We start from the raw sequence: 17,630 nt of genomic DNA on the forward strand, positions 1-17,630 counted from the left end.
CCCATGTCCATCACCCCCAAGTCCCCCACCGCCATGGCCAACGCCATCCGTGCCCTTGCGATGGACGCCGTCCAGCAAGCCAACTCCGGCCACCCTGGCGCCCCGATGGGCATGGCCGACATGGCGGTGGCCTTGTGGGGCCGTCACCTGCGCCACAACCCCACGCAACCCCAATGGGCCGACCGCGACCGCTTCGTGTTGTCCAACGGCCACGCGTCGATGCTGATTTACGCGCTGTTGCACCTCACCGGCTACGACCTGCCGCTGGACGAGCTGAAAAACTTCCGCCAGATGCACAGCAAGACCCCGGGGCACCCGGAAGTCGGCGTCACGCCTGGCATTGAAACCACCACCGGCCCCCTGGGCCAGGGCATCACCAACGCCGTGGGCATGGCCCTGGCCGAGAAGCTGCTGGCCACCGAGTTCAACCAAGGCGGCCACACCATCGTGGACCACCACACCTATGCCTTCCTGGGCGACGGTTGCCTGATGGAAGGCATCAGCCACGAGGCCGTGGCCCTGGCCGGCGCATGGAAGCTGAACAAGCTGATCGCCCTGTACGACGACAACGGCATCTCGATCGACGGCCAGGTGGCGCCCTGGTTCATCGACAACACGCCCAAGCGTTTCGAGGCCTGTGGCTGGAATGTGATCGGCCCGGTGGATGGCCACGACGTGGACGCGGTCGACGAAGCCATTGTCAAAGCCAAGCTGAGCCAGGACAAGCCCACCCTGGTCGTGTGCAAGACGCACATCGGCAAGGGCTCGCCCAACCGCGCGAACACGTCCAAGGCCCATGGCGAACCCTTAGGCGCCGACGAGATCAAGCTCACCCGCGACACCATCGGCTGGCTGCACGAGCCTTTCGTGGTGCCCACCACCGCCTACGCCGATTGGGATGCCAAAGCCGAAGGCGAGAAGCTGGTCGCCGAGTGGGACGAGCGCTTCGCCGCCTACCAGTCCGCTTTCCCCGAGTTGGCCGCCGAGTTCACCCGCCGCATGGCCGGCGACCTGCCCGAGAACTTCGCCGAAATCGCGGTCGAGTCCGTGGCCGCCGCGCACGACAAGGCCGAGACCGTGGCCAGCCGCAAGGCCAGCCAGATCGCGCTGGAGTTCTTCACCGCGGCCTTGCCTGAAATGCTGGGCGGCAGCGCCGACCTGACCGGCTCGAACCTGACCAACACCAAGAGCACGCCCGCCTTCCGCGTCGATGCCGATGGCAAGGTGGTCACCACCGAAACCGGCCAGATCGGCCGCCACATCAACTACGGTGTGCGAGAGTTCGGCATGGCCGCCATCATGAATGGCGTGGCCCTGCACGGCGGCTACATTCCCTACGGTGGCACCTTCCTGACCTTCAGCGACTACAGCCGCAACGCCATCCGCATGGCCGCGCTGATGAAGCTGCGCGTGGTGCACGTGTTCACGCACGATTCGATCGGCCTGGGCGAAGACGGCCCGACCCACCAATCGGTGGAGCACGCTGCCAGCCTGCGTTTGATCCCCGGCCTGGACGTTTGGCGCCCGGCCGACACGACTGAAACGGCCGTGGCCTGGACCATGGCCCTGGCCAACAAACACCGCCCCTCGGCGCTGCTGCTGTCGCGCCAAAACCTGCCATATGCCCCCAAGACGGATGCGGATGTCATCACGCAAGGCGGCTATGTTTTGGCAGAACCCTCAGAAGTGGGGTTGAAGAAAAAGCCGCAAGCCGTGATCATCGCCACCGGTTCGGAAGTGCAACTTGCCCTGCACGCGCAAACGCAGCTGGCCATCGAAGGCATCGCGGTGCGCGTCGTGTCCATGCCCTCGACCACGGTGTTTGACCGTCAAAGCCTGGCTTACAAGCAGAGCGTGCTGCCCGCCCACCTGCCGCGCATCGCGGTCGAAGCTGGTGTGACCGATGGCTGGTGGAAATACGGCTGCGCGGCCGTGGTGGGCTTGGACACCTTCGGTGAATCGGCTCCTGCAGGCGTGCTGTTCAAGCATTTTGGTTTCACCACGCAAAACGTGGTCGACACCGTGAAGGTGGCCTTGGGCCGCCGTCGTTGAACTGAACTTATTGATCGATTTTCAGTCTTTGTTTAAATCTCTCTGAGGACTCACCATCATGGCTATCAAGATTGGCATCAACGGCTTCGGCCGCATCGGACGCATGGTGTTCCGTGCCGCCGTTCAGAACTTCAACGACGTTGAAATCGTCGGCATCAATGACCTGCTGGAGCCCGACTACCTGGCTTACATGCTCAAGTACGACTCGGTGCATGGCCGCTTCAAGGGCGAAGTCTCGGTCGATGGCAACACCTTGGTCGTCAACGGCAAGCCCATCCGCCTGACTGCGGTGAAGAACCCGGCCGAACTGAAGTGGGACGAAGTCGGCGCCGACATCGTCGTCGAATCCACCGGCCTGTTCCTGACCAAGGAAACCGCCGAAGCCCACCTGAAGGCCGGCGCCAAGAAGGTCATCCTGTCGGCCCCATCGAAGGACGACACCCCGATGTTCGTCTACGGTGTGAACCACCTGAGCTACAAGGGCGAAGCCATCATCTCGAACGCCTCGTGCACCACCAACTGCCTGGCCCCGATCGCCAAGGTGCTGAACGACAAGTGGGGCATCAAGCGTGGCCTGATGACCACCGTGCACGCCGCCACCGCCACGCAAAAGACCGTGGACGGCCCCTCGAACAAGGACTGGCGCGGCGGCCGCGGCATCCTGGAAAACATCATTCCCTCCAGCACTGGCGCCGCCAAGGCCGTGGGCGTGGTGATCCCCGAGCTGAACAAGAAGCTGACCGGCATGGCCTTCCGCGTGCCCACGTCCGACGTGTCGGTGGTCGACCTGACCGTCGAGCTGAACAAGGACGCCACGTACGAAGAGATCTGCGCCGAAATGAAGGCCCAGTCGCAAGGCGCTCTGAAGGGCGTGTTGGGCTACACCGAAGACAAGGTGGTGGCCACCGACTTCCGTGGCGAGCCTTGCACCTCGGTGTTCGACGCTGAAGCCGGCATCGCCCTGGACAAGACCTTCGTGAAGGTCGTGTCTTGGTATGACAATGAATGGGGCTATTCGAACAAGGTCATCGAGATGGCCCGCGTCATCGCCAAGTAAGCTTGGTCCTCGATCTGTCTGCAAAGCCCCTTCGGGGGCTTTTTTCATGGTCGCGCCATTTCTTTGTGTGCCCAAATGTGTCGGGGCGGGTATTGCTTGCACATCGTGGAGGCCCGCTATTTCATAATCAGCGCTCTTTGCTTTCTTGGAGTAGTGCGTAGTGAATTGGCAAGGCCACGCCCGCGGGCATCTTTCTTCCTGGGCCTTGATGGCGATGCTGGTTCTGGGCGGCAGTGACATGGCGGTGGCCGCAGAGGTGTCACCGGTGCCGCCGCCGCGCATGGCCCTGGGCTTGATCGTCAAGCTCAAGGACACCAAGCCCCAATCGGTGGTCCGCTTGAAGGCCTCGGCTGTGCCCAGTGACGGCGCACCCCGTCAGCGCCAACGCATCGCCGATGCGGCGCGGCGCAAGCGAGTGTCCTACCTGGTTCAGCGCCCCACGGCTTTTGCCGCGAACGTCATCCACGCCGGGCATGCCACTTCTTGGGATGATGCCAATGCGCAGGCGCAGCGCTTGCGCGCGGACCCCGACGTCGAATGGGTGGTGGTCAATGAGATTGTCAGGAAGCACTCGCTGACCGTCACTGATCCTGGGTATGTGGCTGGAGACGCCACGGGCAACACCAGCCTGGCCTATTTGATGGGCAACCAGGCCGCCCCGGTCAGCGGGCCGGGGCAGGTCTGGCTGAAATCACCGACCTCGTCCACGCAAGGGGTGGCTGACTTTCCCGCCGCTTGGACTTACTTGCAAGGCCGCACCTTGGCGCCGGTGGTGGTGGCGGTGTTGGACACGGGCATCTTGCCGCACCCCGACCTGATCAGCTCTGGCAGCAGCCGCCTTCTGCCGGGCTACGACTTTGTTGATCGCGTGCTGACATCGACCGATGGCGGCGGGGTGGACGGCGACCCCACGGACACCGGTGATTGGGTGAACCAGACCGATAAAACCCAGCACCCTGAGGTTTTCGACATACCGGCATCGCCTTGCGCCCTGGAGGACAGCACCTGGCATGGCCTGGCCATTTCGGGGATGCTCGTGGCCAAGACCAACAATGGCATCTACGGGGCCGGCATGCTGGCTCAACTCAGCGGCCCCAATGGTGGGCCCGAGATGCTCTTGCCGGTGCGGGTCGGGGGCAAGTGCGGGGCGGAGGTCAGCAGCATCATCGAGGGGATGCTGTGGGCGGCTGGCGTGTCATACCAAGGTGCGCCGCCGCTGCCAGCGCATCCCGCCAAAGTGATCAACCTGAGTTTCGGCGCGAGTGACCAGGCTTGCACAGCCGGTGCGGGCGGTGCAGCGTCCATCTACATCCCCACGATCGCGACCCTGAAGAACAATGGGGTGCTGGTGGTGGCCGCGGCAGGCAATGGCCTGAATAACCGGGGTGAGGCGGTGCCCTCGATGCCTGCCAATTGCGCCGATGTGCTGGCGGTGACGGGTTTGAATCAAAAGGGCTACAAGGCCAACTATGCCAACATGATCAGCGATGGCGTGGCCGTGGCATCGGGTGATGTCGATGACGCGACTTACCTCAATGATGGTGACGCTGGCATCTACACCTTGTCGAACAGTGGCTTGACGTCGCCTGATCTCACTTCGTCTGGCTACATCATGGCTGCAAAGGCGGGCACCAGCTTCGCGGCACCCCAAGCGGTTGGCGTGGCGGCCATGATGCTGGCGGTGAACCCCAATTTGACGGTCCAGCAATTGATCGCGGGCATCAAATTAAATGCGCGCCCCTTCCCATCCACAGGGCTGGCCGCGTGTGTGGCTGGCAACAACGCGCAGGGCAATTGCAATTGCACCACGGCGACCTGCGGCAACGGCATCTTGAATGCCTATGATGCCGTCGTCTGGGCGGCCAACGCGCCTTTGGTGGCCGCGGCTGCGCCAATTGCCTCGGTTTCCTACTTCACGCCCAGCCGCGTTTCGGCCACCCAGTCTTCGGGTGGAGGCGGTGGTGGCGGTTCACTGGATTGGAGCGAGCTCTTTGGCTTGGCCAGCTTGACCGCCTTGGCGGCGGTCTTCATGCGCCGCCCGCCCGCTCAAGGCCGGCAAGCCGCGAAGCTTTTGCCCTGAGGCAGCTTCAGCGCCGACAAGGCCACTTGGGTGTTGATGTCGGCCTGGGCCACGCGGACCACCTGCACCTCCATGGCGGGGCGCAAGGCGACGACGCGGGCGGTGCGGATGCCCCGCAGCTTCAAGGTGTTGAGCGCGGCATTGGCGTCTTCCAGGCGGTTGTAGCGGCCCAGTGACAGGCCAGGGGCCAGATTGGCTGGCGCCTTGATTTCTTCGAAGTTCAGCCCACGGATGCGGCGCAGCTCGGTGAGCTTGCGCGCGAGCATGTCGGCATCGGTGTAGGGCCCCATGTAGGTCAGCCACACGCCAGGCACGACCACGTTGTCGGTGGTCCAGCTGTTGGGCTCCAGCATGGGCTTGAGGGTGGCTTCAACTTGCGGTTGCTCGGCCGCGGTGAAGGGCCCGGCCTCCACGCAGATCGTGCGGCCCGCGGAGGCTTCGGTGCTGGGCGTCGACGCTGCACTGCTGGCCTGGCTGGCCGGTGCGGCGGACGAGGCCGGCACCACGGTCAACTGGGCGGCGTTCACTTGCTGCTTCAGGCGCTGTGGTTCGCGTTGCGCGTCAGGCTGGATGCCGATGACGTTGTTCAACCACCCATGGCTCCAGGCGTAAAAACCAGCGTTGGCCAACAACAGCACAAGGACCAGGGAACGCAGCATGGATAGTCAGGCGGGGGGGAGTGTCGGGGATGGCGCGGAAGAAGCGGCCAGGCGCACGCTCACGTCGCCAGTGGTCCAGCGTTGCAAGCCGGTGCCAGTATGCACGAGCAGGGCGCCTTGCTGGTCCACGCCATCGGCCCGGCCGGTGTCGGTGGGGGCGCCACGCAACAGTGCGTTGCCTTGGCCGCCAGCGCCTTGCCAAAGGGCCACATCCTGACCGGCCAAGGCGTCTCGCCGGGCATAGGCGGCTTGCAAAGGGGCGAAGCCTGCAAGCGCAAAGCGGTGCACGGCGCGCAGCAGCTTGGGCGCTGTCCAGGCCCACACTTGCCCTGCGGTCAAGGGGGTGGCGCTCAGGTCTTGCAGGCAGGCGTGTGCCAGGCCGGTGGCCTGATCTCCCTGGGGGCGAAGGTTGATGCCCACCCCGATCACCACCCACCGCTGACCCGGCAACACGCCAGGCGCGGGTGTGGCCTCGATCAGGATGCCGCCCAGCTTGCGCTGTTGCCACCACAGGTCATTGGGCCATTTGAGCGTGATGGTGGGGGCCGGGGTGGGGCCTTGCAAGCCCGCCAGACCGTCATCCAGCGCTTCGGCGATGGCCAGGCCCACGGCCAGCGAGAGGGCGCTGCCACCGCCGGGCACAAGGTCCAGGTCAAGTGCCAGCCCCAAGGAAAAGGTGAGGCTGTCGCCAGCCTGGGCCACCCAATGCCGCCCGTGTCGACCACGCCCGGCGGTTTGCCGGTGGGCCGCCAGCAGCATGGGGGCGGTGTCGCCGGCACGGCCACGCGCCAGCAGCTGGGTGTTGGTGGAGTCGGTTTCGGGCAGGACTTCGATGCTGATGTTCGGGCAATCGGCCTGGGTCTCCAGCCAGATCTGCTCGGCGGCGGTGTTCAGGTCGATCATGGGCTGATCAGCGTTTGCGGCTTTTTGTGGCCAGCATGGTGCCCCGGCACTGCTTGGCACCGCACCAGCAGGCGTATTCGCGCTTCAGGGCGGCGGTCAGCCGGGCGTCGATCACCAGGCCGTAGTCGAAGAACAACTCTTCGCCAGGGGCGATGTCGCGCAGCGCTTTGAGGAAAACGCGGTTGCCATCTTGCTCGGCTTCCACGTTGGGATTGCAGGAATGGTTGATCCAGCGGGCCGAGTTGCCCTGATACTTCCCGTCGATGACGTGGCCGTCGTCCAGGTGGAAGTAGAAGGTGTGGTTGGGCTGCTCGGGATCGTGGGGATGGCGGTCAAGGGCCTCTTCCCAGGTGATGATCTCGCCCTTGTACTCGATGACGGTGCTGCCGGCCTCGATGGGCTGGGTGGCGAAAACCCCACGGCCGTGGATGCCGGAGCGGCGGACCTGAATGCGCCGGCCTGACGCGGATATTTTGGGAAGTGCTTGCGTCATCGACAACTTTGGGTACATTGAAATGAGTGGGCGCGCGTGTGCGTGCGCACGCGTAAGAGCAGATTTTAGTTGGATAAAAAATTCAAACCATGAGCAAAGCCCTGGTCATCGCTGAGAAACCTTCTGTCGCACAGGACATCGTGCGGGCTTTGACGCCCGTCGATGGCAAGTTCGACAAGCACGACGATTACTTCGAGAGTGAGCACTACGTGGTCAGCTCGGCCGTCGGTCACCTGGTCGAGATCAAGGCCCCGGAGGAGTTCGACGTCAAACGCGGCAAGTGGAGCTTCGCCAACCTGCCGGTCATCCCGCCCTATTTCGACCTGAACCCGATCGACAAGAGCAAGGGACGTCTCAATGCCCTGGTCAAGCTGATCAAGCGCAAGGACGTCACCGACCTGATCAACGCCTGTGACGCCGGGCGCGAGGGCGAGCTGATCTTCCGCTTGATCATGCAATACGCGCAGGACAGCACCGCCACCACCAAGGCCAAGGGCCTGGGCAAGGGCGTGCGCCGTTTGTGGCTGCAGAGCATGACGCCGCAGGCCATCCGCGATGGTTTCGAGAAGCTGCGCACCGATGACCAGATGATGCCGCTGGCCGATGCCGCGCGTTGCCGCTCCGAGGCCGACTGGCTGGTGGGCATCAACGGCACGCGGGCGATGACGGCCTTCAATTCGCGCGATGGTGGTTTCTTTTTGACCACCGTGGGCCGCGTGCAGACGCCGACCCTGTCGATCGTGGTCGAGCGCGAAGAAAAGATCCGCAAGCACGTGTTCCGCGACTACTGGGAAATCCGCGGCAGCTTTGGTGCATCCGCAGGCAGCTACGACGGCAAGTGGTTTGATCCCACCTTCAAGAAGGACAAGGCCGCAGCAGATGGCTCGGCCGAGGCCGAACTGAAGGCCGACCGCGTCTGGAGCGCCAACGAGGCCCAGGCCATCGCCGATGCGGTCCGTGGCAAGGCTGGCTCGGTCACCGAAGAGGCCAAGCCTTCGACCCAGGCCAGCCCGCTGCTGTACGACCTGACCACCTTGCAACGCGAGGCCAACTCGCGCTTCGGCTTCAGCGCCAAGACCACGCTGTCGCTGGCCCAGGCCTTGTACGAAAAGCACAAGGTGCTGACTTACCCACGGACCGACTCGCGCGCGCTGCCCGAGGATTACGTGGACGTGGTCAAGCAGACCATGCAGATGATTGCCAGCGAAGACATGCCCGGCCCTTTGCGCGAGCTGGCCCAGCATGCCAGCAAAGCCTTGAAGGAAGGCTATGTGAAGCCTGTCAAGCGCGTGTTCGACAACGCCAAGGTGTCGGATCACTTTGCCATCATCCCCACGCTGCAGGCGCCCAAGAGCCTGACCGAGATCGAGGCCAAGCTGTACGACATGGTCGTCAAGCGCTTCCTGGCGGTGTTCTACCCGTCGGCCGAGTTCATGGTCACCACGCGCATCACCAAGATCCCGGCGGCGGGCAAAGAGCACCACTTCCAGACCAACGGCAAGGTGCTGGTCAAGCCAGGTTGGCTGGCCGTCTATGGCAAGGAAGCCCAGGACGACGACGCCACGCTGGTGGCCGTGCAGCCTGGCGAGTCGGTGCTGAATGAAGACGTGGTCGTCAACGCGCTCAAGACCAAGCCGCCCGCACGCTACTCGGAAGCCACGCTGCTGAGCGCCATGGAAGGTGCCGGCAAGCTGATCGACGACGAAGAGTTCAAGGCCGCGATGCAGGAAAAGGGCCTGGGCACGCCAGCCACGCGCTCGTCCATCATCGAAGGTTTGATCATGGAAAAGTACATGATCCGCGAGGGCCGTGAGCTGATCCCCACGGCCAAGGCTTTCCAGCTGACCACGCTGCTACGCGGCCTGGGTGTGGAAGACCTGACCAAGCCCGAACTCACTGGCAACTGGGAGTTCAAGCTGTCCGAGATGGAAAAGGGCCAGCTCAGCCGCGAAGCCTTCATGGCCGAGATCGCGCAGATGACCCAGCGCATCGTGCAAAAGGCCAAGGAGTACGACCGCGACACCATCCCCGGTGATTACGCCACCATGGCCACGCCTTGCCCCAATTGCGGTGGCACGGTGAAAGAGAACTACCGGCGCTTCACCTGCATCGGCAAGGGTGGCGTGTCGGCCGATGGCACGGAAGGCACGGGCTGCGGTTTCTCGATCAGCAAGAGCCCGGCCGGGCGCAGCTTCGAGCTGCCCGAGATCGAGCGTTTGCTGCAAGACCACAAGGTGGGGCCGCTGGAAGGCTTCCGCTCCAAGGCGGGCTGGCCTTTCACGGCCGAGCTCAAGCTGGTGCGCGATGAAGAGCTGAACAACTGGAAGATGGAGTTCGACTTTGGCGATGCCGCCAGGAAGGAAGAAGAGGCCGGCGAGGCCGTTGATTTCAGCGGGCATCAATCGCTGGGCACCTGCCCCAAATGCAAGGGCAACGTCTACGACCATGGCAGCAACTACATCTGCGAGAACGCCGTGGGCGTGGCCACCTGCGATTTCAAGAGCGGCAAGATCATCCTGCAGCAGCCCGTGCCACCCGAGCAGATGACCAAACTGCTGGCCACTGGCAAGACCGATCTGTTGGAAAACTTCGTGTCGAACAAAACCCGGCGCAAGTTCAAGGCGTTTTTGAGCTGGGATGCCAAGGCGGGCAAGGTGAGCTTCGAGTTCGAGCCCCGTGCACCCCGCGTGCCGGCTGCCAAAAAGGCCGCGGCCAAGAAGGCGGCCTGACTCCCGGCCAGCGTTTGGACTGGGGCGGGTGTAAGGTTCGGGGCTGGTTCGGCGACTGAGGTGTTGTCGCACCATCTTCACCGGAGTTTCGCCATGCCCCTGATCCGAATTCCCCAGCCTTCACAACCCGCGACCAGCGAAATCACGCCGCAGCAGGTTTATCAGCAACGCCGCGATGTGCTGCGACAGATGGCGGCGGGTGCCGCAGGCCTGGGCCTGACGGCCTGGACGGGCCAGGAGGCGTTGGCCCAAAGCGCCAATGTGGTCAAACGCCCCGGCAAGTTGGCCGCTTTGGCGGGCACCCGCAGCACGGTGTCTGGCGCCCAGGTGGCCGACAAGCTCACCCCTTACGAGGACGTGAGCAGCTACAACAATTTCTACGAGTTCGGCACCGACAAGTCCGACCCTTCCCAGGCCGCGCACACGCTCAAGCCCAGCCCCTGGTCGCTCGTCATCGAGGGCGAGGTGGGCAAGCCGCAAAAGCTGGGGCTGGAAGATCTGCTCAAGCTGGCGCCCATGGAAGAGCGCATCTACCGCCTGCGCTGTGTTGAAGGCTGGTCCATGGTGATCCCCTGGGTGGGCTATTCGCTCTCCAGCATCATCAAGCGCGCCGAGCCCAACAGCCGTGCCAAATACGTTGAGTTTGTTTCGCTGGCCGACCCCAAGCAGATGCCCGGCGTGCGCTCCAGCGTGCTGGACTGGCCTTATGTCGAAGGCCTGCGCATCGACGAAGCCATGCACCCTTTGACCCTGATGGCCTTTGGCCTGTACGGCGAGGTCTTGCCCAACCAGAACGGCGCGCCGCTGCGCCTGGTGGTGCCCTGGAAATACGGCTTCAAGAGCGCCAAATCCATCGTCAAGATCCGCCTGGTGGAAAAGCAGCCCAAGTCATCCTGGGAAAAGGCCAACGCGTCTGAATACGGCTTTTACTCCAACGTGAACCCCAAGGTCGACCACCCTCGCTGGAGCCAAGCGTCCGAGCGCCGCATTGGCGACGGTGGCCTGTTCACCCCACGCAAGCCCACCCTGATGTTCAACGGCTATGAAGCGCAAGTGGGCCAGCTGTACGCCGGCATGGATTTGAAAAAGAATTATTGAGATGAACCGTTTGCTGATCAACCAGTGGCTGCTGAAGCCCTGGATCAAGCCCCTGGTATGGGTGGTTTGTGCCGTGCCGGCCGTGGCCTTGCTGGTGGCCGCGGCGACCGACAACCTGGGCGCCAATCCCGCTGAAAAGCTCATCCGCGAGACGGGTGAATGGACCTTGCGTTGGCTATGGCTGACCTTGGCGATCACGCCGTTGCGCGAGGTGACCTCACTGGCCGGCCTGCTGCGCTACCGCCGTGCGCTGGGCGTGACCACTTTCGTCTACGCCTTGCTGCATTTCCTGAGCTACGCTTGGCTGGACAAGGGCTTTGTGGTGGATGACATCGTGCGTGACGTCATCAAGCGCAACTTCATCCTGGTGGGCATGGTGGCTTTGGTGCTGATGACGCCGCTGGCCCTGACCTCGTTCAACCGTGCCATCAAGGCCATGGGCGCCAAGCGCTGGCAGGCGCTGCACAAGCTGGTCTACGCGGTGGCCTTGCTGGGCTTGCTCCATTTTTATTGGAAAAAATCCGCCAAGAACGACCTCAACGAGGTGTGGGTGTATGCCGCCATCCTGGCCGTGCTGTTGGGCTGGCGCGTGGTGCGCCAGGGCGGCGTGATGGGGATGCTGCGGGTTCGATGACCGATCTGCTGTTGTTGTTCGTGCCGTTTTTTGCCCTGGTCCTGCTGGGTTGGGGCGCGGCCCGTGGGCGCTTGCTGCCGCTGGAAGGCATCCCCGCCATGAACAGCTTTGTGTTGTTCTTCGGCCTGACGGCCATGCTGTTCCGGCTGGGGGCCAGTGGCGCTTTGCACCAGAGCGGTCTGCTGGGCCTGTTGCTGGTTTATGGCGTGGCGGGGGGCGTGGTCACGGTGCTGGCCTTGGTGTGGGGCATCCGCCAAGGCTTGATCCGGCGCGACAGCGGCCTGGTGGCATTGGCCACGGCGTTCCCCAACACGGGTTTTCTGGGCTTGCCCTTGCTCACAGGCCTGCTGGGGCCACAAGCGGCGGGCCCCATCGCGGCCACCTTGCTGATCGACGTGCTGTTGTTGAGCTCACTGTGCCTGGCCTGGGCTCATTCGCGCGCCGCGCGTGAAGCCCCAGGCGACGATCCGGCCGAGGCCTGGCATGCGGCGCAAGCCTCGCTCAAAGGGGCTTTGCGCAATCCGCTGTTGTGGTCCATGGCCTTGGGCATGCTGGTGTCCTGGTTGGGCTGGACCTTGCCGCATGCGGTGGACGAAACCATCCGGCTCCTGGGCCTGGCCGCCACCCCCACGGCCCTGTTCACTTTGGGTGCGATCCTGGCGCGTGCGCAGATGCAGCCTGCCCTTGTTGCTGCGGCCGCTGTGCCGATCAGTGTGCCGCTGCTGCTCAAGCTGGTGATCCACCCCCTGCTGGTGTGCGGCGCGGGTTGGGCGCTGGTGCAGGCTGGCGTGGCTTTGCCCCCTTCAGGCTGGTTGACCGTCATCCTGGCGGCCGCTTTGCCATCGGCCAGCAATGTCTCGATGCTCGCCGAGCGAGAGGGCGCGAACACTGCCCTGGTGGCCCGGATCATCCTGTGGACCACCGCTTGCGCTTTGCTGAGCCTGACCCTGTGGGCCAGCGTCCTCCACAGGGCATTTGAAACAATTCATTTCTAATTCCCCCCAAGAGCGGGTCAGATCAAGACTGGCTTTTATTGGATGATGGCGGGCTGTTGTCATTCCATTAAAAAATCCAGGGGAAACCATGATCTTGCCTCCGATCAGCGGCGGAGCTTTGACGTCGTCGCTGTCAGCATTGGGCGGCGAACTCGTCTCTCGGCTGCGGGCGGCCTTGATCCTCGGCCAGCACACGCGCCTGGTCCAGATCGACACTGCTTTGCCCGCCACCACCTTGGTGGTCGAGCGCATGCGGATCACCGAGGCTGTGCATGCCCATGAACCCCTGTGGGCCGAAGTCGATTGCCTGAGCACCTCGGCCTACCTGGAGCTCAAAGCCTTGACGGGCGAGGCCGTGACCCTGCGTCTGCAACAGGCCGACGGCACGTGGCGCACCTGGCACGCGCACGCAGTGCGGGCTGCGCAACTGGGCGCCGACGGCGGCCTGGCCCGCTACCGCCTCACCCTGGCCGCCTGGACGCATTGGTTGAGTCAACGGCGCGACACGCGCATCTTCCAGGACCAAACCGCGCAAGACATCACCGATGAGGTCTTCAAGGCCTATCCTGCAGCCAAGGTGCGGTTCGAGCTGGCCACGCCCGGCCCGATGCGGGCCTTGACCACGCAGTACCGCGAGACTGATTGGGCCTTTGCATGCCGCTTGATGGCGGAGGAAGGTTGGAGCTGGCGCCTTGAACATGCGGCCGATCACCACACCCTGGTGGTGTTTGACCAGCAGGCCTCGCGACCCCAATTGGGCACCGTGAGCTTCAGCCGACCTGACATCCGCGGCAATGGTTTCATGGGCTTCGGTGCCGGGCTGGTGGAAGACACCATCACCGCCTGGAGCGTGGGGCAACGTGTCGGGGTCAATGCAGTGACCTTGGCCGCCTGGGACGAACGCCAACTGGCCGGCGTCTCGGCGCAAGCCATGGCCCCTGGACGGCCTGCGGCCGTGCCCTCGTTGGAGGTGTACCGGGGCCATGGGGAGCGCCGGCATGCCGACGGCCAAGTGAGCACGGCCCAGCCCGCCAGCAGCGCAGTTGCGGATGCCCGTGCCGCCGCCTTGATGGCCGCGCACGAGTTGGGTCACCATGCCATGGAGGGGCACAGCGCGGTGCGGGCCCTGCAGCCGGGCGCCAATTTTCAGATCACCGAGCACAGCTTGTATGGTGGCATTGGTGGCGCTGACAACCACTTCTGCGCGCTGAGCATTGTTCACGAGGCCGCCAACAACCTGGGCGCCGAGGCCGCACAGATCCTCCAGTCCACAGACCTTGAGCAAGGCAGTTACCGCAACCGCTTCACCGCGGCGCCTGAGGCCGCGCGCCTGGTACCGTTGCCCTGGCACAAACCCACGGCGCCGGGCTTACAAACAGCCATCGTCATGGCGGCACCAAATGAGCCTTTGACCACCGACCGGGACGGGCGCGTGAAGGTGCAGTTTGGCTGGCAGCGCGGAGAGTCGCCCTTGACGGGCGGCTTGTCTGGGCCATCCACGGCGCAGGGCTCCAAGACCGGCCATGCGCCCGGCCATGATGGCAGCGGCACCTGGGTGCGTGTGGCCAAAAGCGCCGCTGGGGCCAATTGGGGGGCGGTGTTCACGCCACGCGTGGGCACCGAAGTGCTGGTTGATTTCATCGATGGCGACATCGACCGGCCCATCGTGGTGGGGCAGTTGCACAACGGGCAACACGACCTGCCCTGGCCGGCGGGCGTGGACGCGGGCAGCAACCACCCCGGCACGGTCTCTGGCTGGCACCACCAGCACCTGGACCAACAAGGCGCCAACCAGTGGTTGGTGGACGATGCCACCGGCCAGCTGCGCATGCGCCTGGCCAGCCACAGCGGCGCCACCGGCTGGAGCGAGTTGACCTTGGGCCGGATCATCCGCCAAAGCGGGCAGGGCGGCTCGGGCCATGCGCAGCGTGGCAATTGGCTGGGTGAAGGTTTTTACGGCCACACCGACGGTTGGGGCGTGGTGCGTGCGGGCGGTGGCCTGTTGATGAGCACGACAGCCCGGGCTCAACGCGGCGCCAGCGTCAACAGCACGCAGATGGACGCGGCCGAGGCCGTGGGCCAGCTGAAAGCGGCACGTCAGCTGGGCGAGACCTTGAGCCAGAGCGCCCGCCAGCAGGGCGCCCAGGGTTTGAGCAGCCACGATGCGGGCCAGGCCGTGCAAGGCCACGCGGACACCATGGACCCGCAAGCCCAGGGCAAGTACACGCAGGCTGTGGGCGGCCAAGCGGCGCAAAAGGCCAATGGGCGCGTCTTGGGTGAGGCGGTGGAGCGGTTCAGCACGCCCATCATTCACCTGGACACGCCGGTGACAGCCAGCTTCGTGACGCCGGCCAGCATCAGCCTGTTCAGCGGGGAGGACACCAGCGTGTCATTGCAAGGCGATCTGCAGATCACCAGCGCCCACACGGTGAGCAGCGTGAGCGGGCAGACCAGCAGCTTGTACACGCACAGTGGCGGCATCAAGGCCATCGCGGCCAATGGTGCGGTGAGCTTGCGGGCGCACACCGACGGCCAGCAGGTGTGGGCGGATCAGGACATCACCGTGCAAAGCACGAACGATGAAGTGCGCATTCAGGCCAAGGACAGCATCACCTTGACGGCGGGACAAAGCCAGATCGTGATCAAGGGTGGGGACATCACCTTCACGATGCCGGGGAAGTTCACGGTGAAGGGGGCGGGGCATGAGTGGAGTGGTGGGGGAAGTGGGTCGGCGGATTTGCCAGAACTGCCAGACGAGTTGTTATCAGAACAGAAGGTCTTTGATGAGCAGTTTCATCTGGTCGATGTGCACGGTGATCCCATGGCCCATACGCCATATCGCGTTACGGGCAGTAATGGTCAGGTGTGGGTTGGATTGACTGATGTAGACGGGCTGACACCGCGATTTGAAGCGTCAGAAGGCGTTGACTTCACCATTGAGGTATTGAGCCAAAACGAGCGGAGGGTTGTGGAATGAGTGGTGGAAAAGTCAAGGCCAAGGCTCAAGGTGCGAAATCGAACGCCACCAAGAAGTCACTCATCAAAGTGGTTGTCCCCGATGACAAGGGCAAATGGATCAGTCCAGAAAAGCAATCCACACATCGAATCGATGAAGACGCGAAAATGCCATCAATTATTTTTCAGGCTGAGACTGATTTCAAGGGGCCTTTTAAATGGAAATGGAAGGTCACTTGGGATGCCAAAGTAAGTGGCTTATCCGAGTCGGGGCGCAGAGGAGCCAAGGTTGGGTCTTTTGCTGCGAATGGATCATTCGAAACATCTGACCCTAAATGGCAATGTGCTTTTAACGGCCTAGTGCTTGGGGGGACGCTCACTGTAGAAATGATTGCAGGAGATGAGCATTTTCTTCGTGCCGTCTACATCAAAGGAACGAACCCATCGCGAGCAAAGCTGGACGGGTTTGTAGCAACGTTGGATGAGGCGACGGGTTACGAGAAGATCCTTCATCACGAAGCCAAAGGTAAGCAATTCATCAATGCTGACGGGGAACCTGTTGTCGCATTCGACAAAGGTTATGGCCTTGCGCAACTGACTACACCTGCACCTACGTACGTCCAGGCATGGAACTGGAAAGAGAATGTTAAGGGTGGATTGAAGCTTTATCACACCAAACGAAATGAAGCGAGGAGTTATCTCAGCAGCCATGGCAAGAATAGCTTCACTGATGATCAGTTGCAACTAGAGACCTTTAGTCGCTATAACGGGGGCATTTATCATAAGTGGGATGCAAAGAATAAGGCTTGGATTCGGAATCCTAGCCTATTGTGCGATGACGCCACAGGCAATATCGGTTGGGATTTGACCTCAAGTGAGAATTCTGGAAAGTCTGCTGATGAGCTGCGCAAGAGAGATATTGCTACTTATGGACAAGGTAAGGCTGGTCAATCCAAAGAGCATCCTTGGACCTACACGGGCGTTTGCTATGCGGACCACATTGCCAATGAATAAGCTAATTCGGGCTCTGGGAGGCTTCGTCTTATCACTCATTATTTGCCATGCTGCAGGCGCAAACGCCGGGCATGAGTGGCAGGTTTCGGCAGGGAAAGTTGCCGCTATCGCAGTTGACGGTAGACAGCTTCGCATTGATCGTTCTTTGACGTTGATGCTGCGTCGTGCCGAAGCCGCCGCTTTTCTACCGTTGGAATTTAACGGTAGTCCGGCTAAGTCGTGGCGGTGGTTGCTGGTCAGAGAGCCCTCTAAAGCCAGAGGCAGCGCCAGCTTTTGCGGAGCGGGCTATGAAGATCGCCTCCTGCTAGTGGAGGTAGCTAAATCTACCGGCAAGGTGGTTGGTCAATTTCTCGCGCAGAGTTGCTTGAATTCAATCAGCATGGACATTGACCAGTTTGACGAACTGTTGGCCGCTATTGGTATTGAGGAGCAGAACGGGCGGTTGACTTTGGAGCAATCGATTTCAAGCGACGCAGGTTCGGCTAGAAAGAATGTTCAGATCGATGTCAGTTCTGGTCGCATGAAGGTGTTCATGCGTAAGGTAGAGGATTGATTGATTGAGTTTGTCGGGTCATGGTTGACCACTGATTTTAGCTTGCAGGCCGCTCAGGAACTGGGTCAACTCGCGCCAGAAGGCTTGTACGAGTTCTCCATCAACACGGGGATCACCGAGCCTGAGTTGATAGCTCATGATGAAGCCAGATTGCAGACCTATAAGATTATCGCGGCCATTTTGGAGGCAGGTTGGAAGCCATTCAAAAAAAGATTTAAAGCGAAAAATAGCAAACTATAGAAAAAGGAAGGTGCGTTTACCTCAAGCGAGAAAAGGTGGGAGGCCAATTTGGGTGAAGTGATTGGCGGGGTGCTGACGTCAAAGTGAAGGTCGGGGACGTGACGTTTTTGCGAAGAGTGCTTATCTTGGGAAAAATCCTGGGGAAGAGCAAGTTCGGTTAGAAATGGA

14 protein-coding genes are annotated in these 17,630 nt (G+C 62.4%); 11 read left to right on the forward strand and 3 right to left on the reverse strand.

Annotation, left to right across the window (positions count from 1 at the left end; translation table 11 throughout):
- The first annotated feature begins 3 nt into the window (after positions 1-3).
- The 3 genes from tkt to LQ232_RS01745 all read left to right on the forward strand — a co-directional run bounded on the left by tkt (position 4) and on the right by LQ232_RS01745 (position 5,189).
- Positions 4-2,052, forward strand: coding sequence for a transketolase (tkt, locus tag LQ232_RS01735; RefSeq protein ID WP_230178147.1), 2,049 nt, complete (start codon positions 4-6; stop codon positions 2,050-2,052).
- Between the two features lie 58 nt (positions 2,053-2,110).
- A complete protein-coding gene (gap, locus tag LQ232_RS01740; protein WP_230178164.1) occupies positions 2,111-3,109 on the forward strand; it encodes a type I glyceraldehyde-3-phosphate dehydrogenase in 999 nt (332 codons plus the stop codon).
- Between the two features lie 208 nt (positions 3,110-3,317).
- Positions 3,318-5,189: a S8 family serine peptidase gene (locus LQ232_RS01745; protein ID WP_230178166.1), complete on the forward strand. Its 1,872-nt coding sequence runs from the start codon at positions 3,318-3,320 to the stop codon at positions 5,187-5,189.
- On the opposite strand, the gene LQ232_RS01750 is transcribed toward LQ232_RS01745, so the two are convergent.
- The 3 genes from LQ232_RS01750 to LQ232_RS01760 are packed head-to-tail and all read right to left on the reverse strand — an operon-like array spanning position 5,156 to position 7,262.
- On the reverse strand, positions 5,156-5,848 hold the full coding sequence (locus LQ232_RS01750; RefSeq protein WP_230178176.1) for an SPOR domain-containing protein: 693 nt from the start codon (positions 5,846-5,848) through the stop codon (positions 5,156-5,158). The genes LQ232_RS01745 and LQ232_RS01750 overlap by 34 nt on opposite strands.
- Positions 5,849-5,854: 6 nt before the next feature.
- On the reverse strand, positions 5,855-6,751 hold the full coding sequence (locus LQ232_RS01755) for a biotin--[acetyl-CoA-carboxylase] ligase (protein ID WP_230178178.1): 897 nt from the start codon (positions 6,749-6,751) through the stop codon (positions 5,855-5,857).
- Positions 6,752-6,758: 7 nt separating this feature from the next.
- Positions 6,759-7,262: an SET domain-containing protein gene (locus LQ232_RS01760; RefSeq protein WP_230178180.1), complete on the reverse strand. Its 504-nt coding sequence runs from the start codon at positions 7,260-7,262 to the stop codon at positions 6,759-6,761.
- Positions 7,263-7,333: 71 nt separating this feature from the next.
- Here LQ232_RS01760 and LQ232_RS01765 point away from each other — a divergent pair, with 71 nt between their 5' ends.
- The 8 genes from LQ232_RS01765 (at position 7,334) to LQ232_RS01800 (ending at position 17,462) form a co-directional block, all read left to right on the forward strand.
- Positions 7,334-9,973 (forward strand): DNA topoisomerase III, encoded by a 2,640-nt coding sequence (locus tag LQ232_RS01765; protein WP_230178188.1) that lies wholly within the window; start codon positions 7,334-7,336, stop codon positions 9,971-9,973.
- A gap of 93 nt (positions 9,974-10,066) precedes the next feature.
- Positions 10,067-11,071 carry a protein-methionine-sulfoxide reductase catalytic subunit MsrP gene (gene msrP / locus LQ232_RS01770; RefSeq protein WP_230178198.1) on the forward strand — a complete coding sequence of 335 codons (1,005 nt, stop codon included), beginning with the start codon at positions 10,067-10,069 and terminating at the stop codon, positions 11,069-11,071.
- A gap of 1 nt (position 11,072) precedes the next feature.
- Positions 11,073-11,705 carry a sulfite oxidase heme-binding subunit YedZ gene (locus LQ232_RS01775; protein WP_230178200.1) on the forward strand — a complete coding sequence of 211 codons (633 nt, stop codon included), beginning with the start codon at positions 11,073-11,075 and terminating at the stop codon, positions 11,703-11,705.
- On the forward strand, positions 11,702-12,700 hold the full coding sequence (locus LQ232_RS01780) for an AEC family transporter (RefSeq protein ID WP_230178202.1): 999 nt from the start codon (positions 11,702-11,704) through the stop codon (positions 12,698-12,700). The genes LQ232_RS01775 and LQ232_RS01780 overlap by 4 nt, the downstream gene beginning before the upstream one ends.
- A gap of 88 nt (positions 12,701-12,788) precedes the next feature.
- Entirely contained in the window at positions 12,789-15,677 is a 2,889-nt protein-coding gene (locus LQ232_RS01785) for a type VI secretion system Vgr family protein (RefSeq protein WP_230178204.1), read from the forward strand.
- Entirely contained in the window at positions 15,674-16,669 is a 996-nt protein-coding gene (locus LQ232_RS01790; protein WP_230178212.1) for a hypothetical protein, read from the forward strand. The genes LQ232_RS01785 and LQ232_RS01790 overlap by 4 nt, the downstream gene beginning before the upstream one ends.
- Entirely contained in the window at positions 16,662-17,222 is a 561-nt protein-coding gene (locus LQ232_RS01795; protein WP_230178214.1) for a hypothetical protein, read from the forward strand. The genes LQ232_RS01790 and LQ232_RS01795 overlap by 8 nt, the downstream gene beginning before the upstream one ends.
- A complete protein-coding gene (locus tag LQ232_RS01800; protein ID WP_230178217.1) occupies positions 17,223-17,462 on the forward strand; it encodes a hypothetical protein in 240 nt (79 codons plus the stop codon).
- Positions 17,463-17,630: the final 168 nt, after the last annotated feature.

Origin of the sequence: Aquabacterium sp. CECT 9606, from assembly GCF_918741295.1 — a bacterium.
Classification (GTDB): Bacteria; Pseudomonadota; Gammaproteobacteria; order Burkholderiales; family Burkholderiaceae_C; genus Aquabacterium.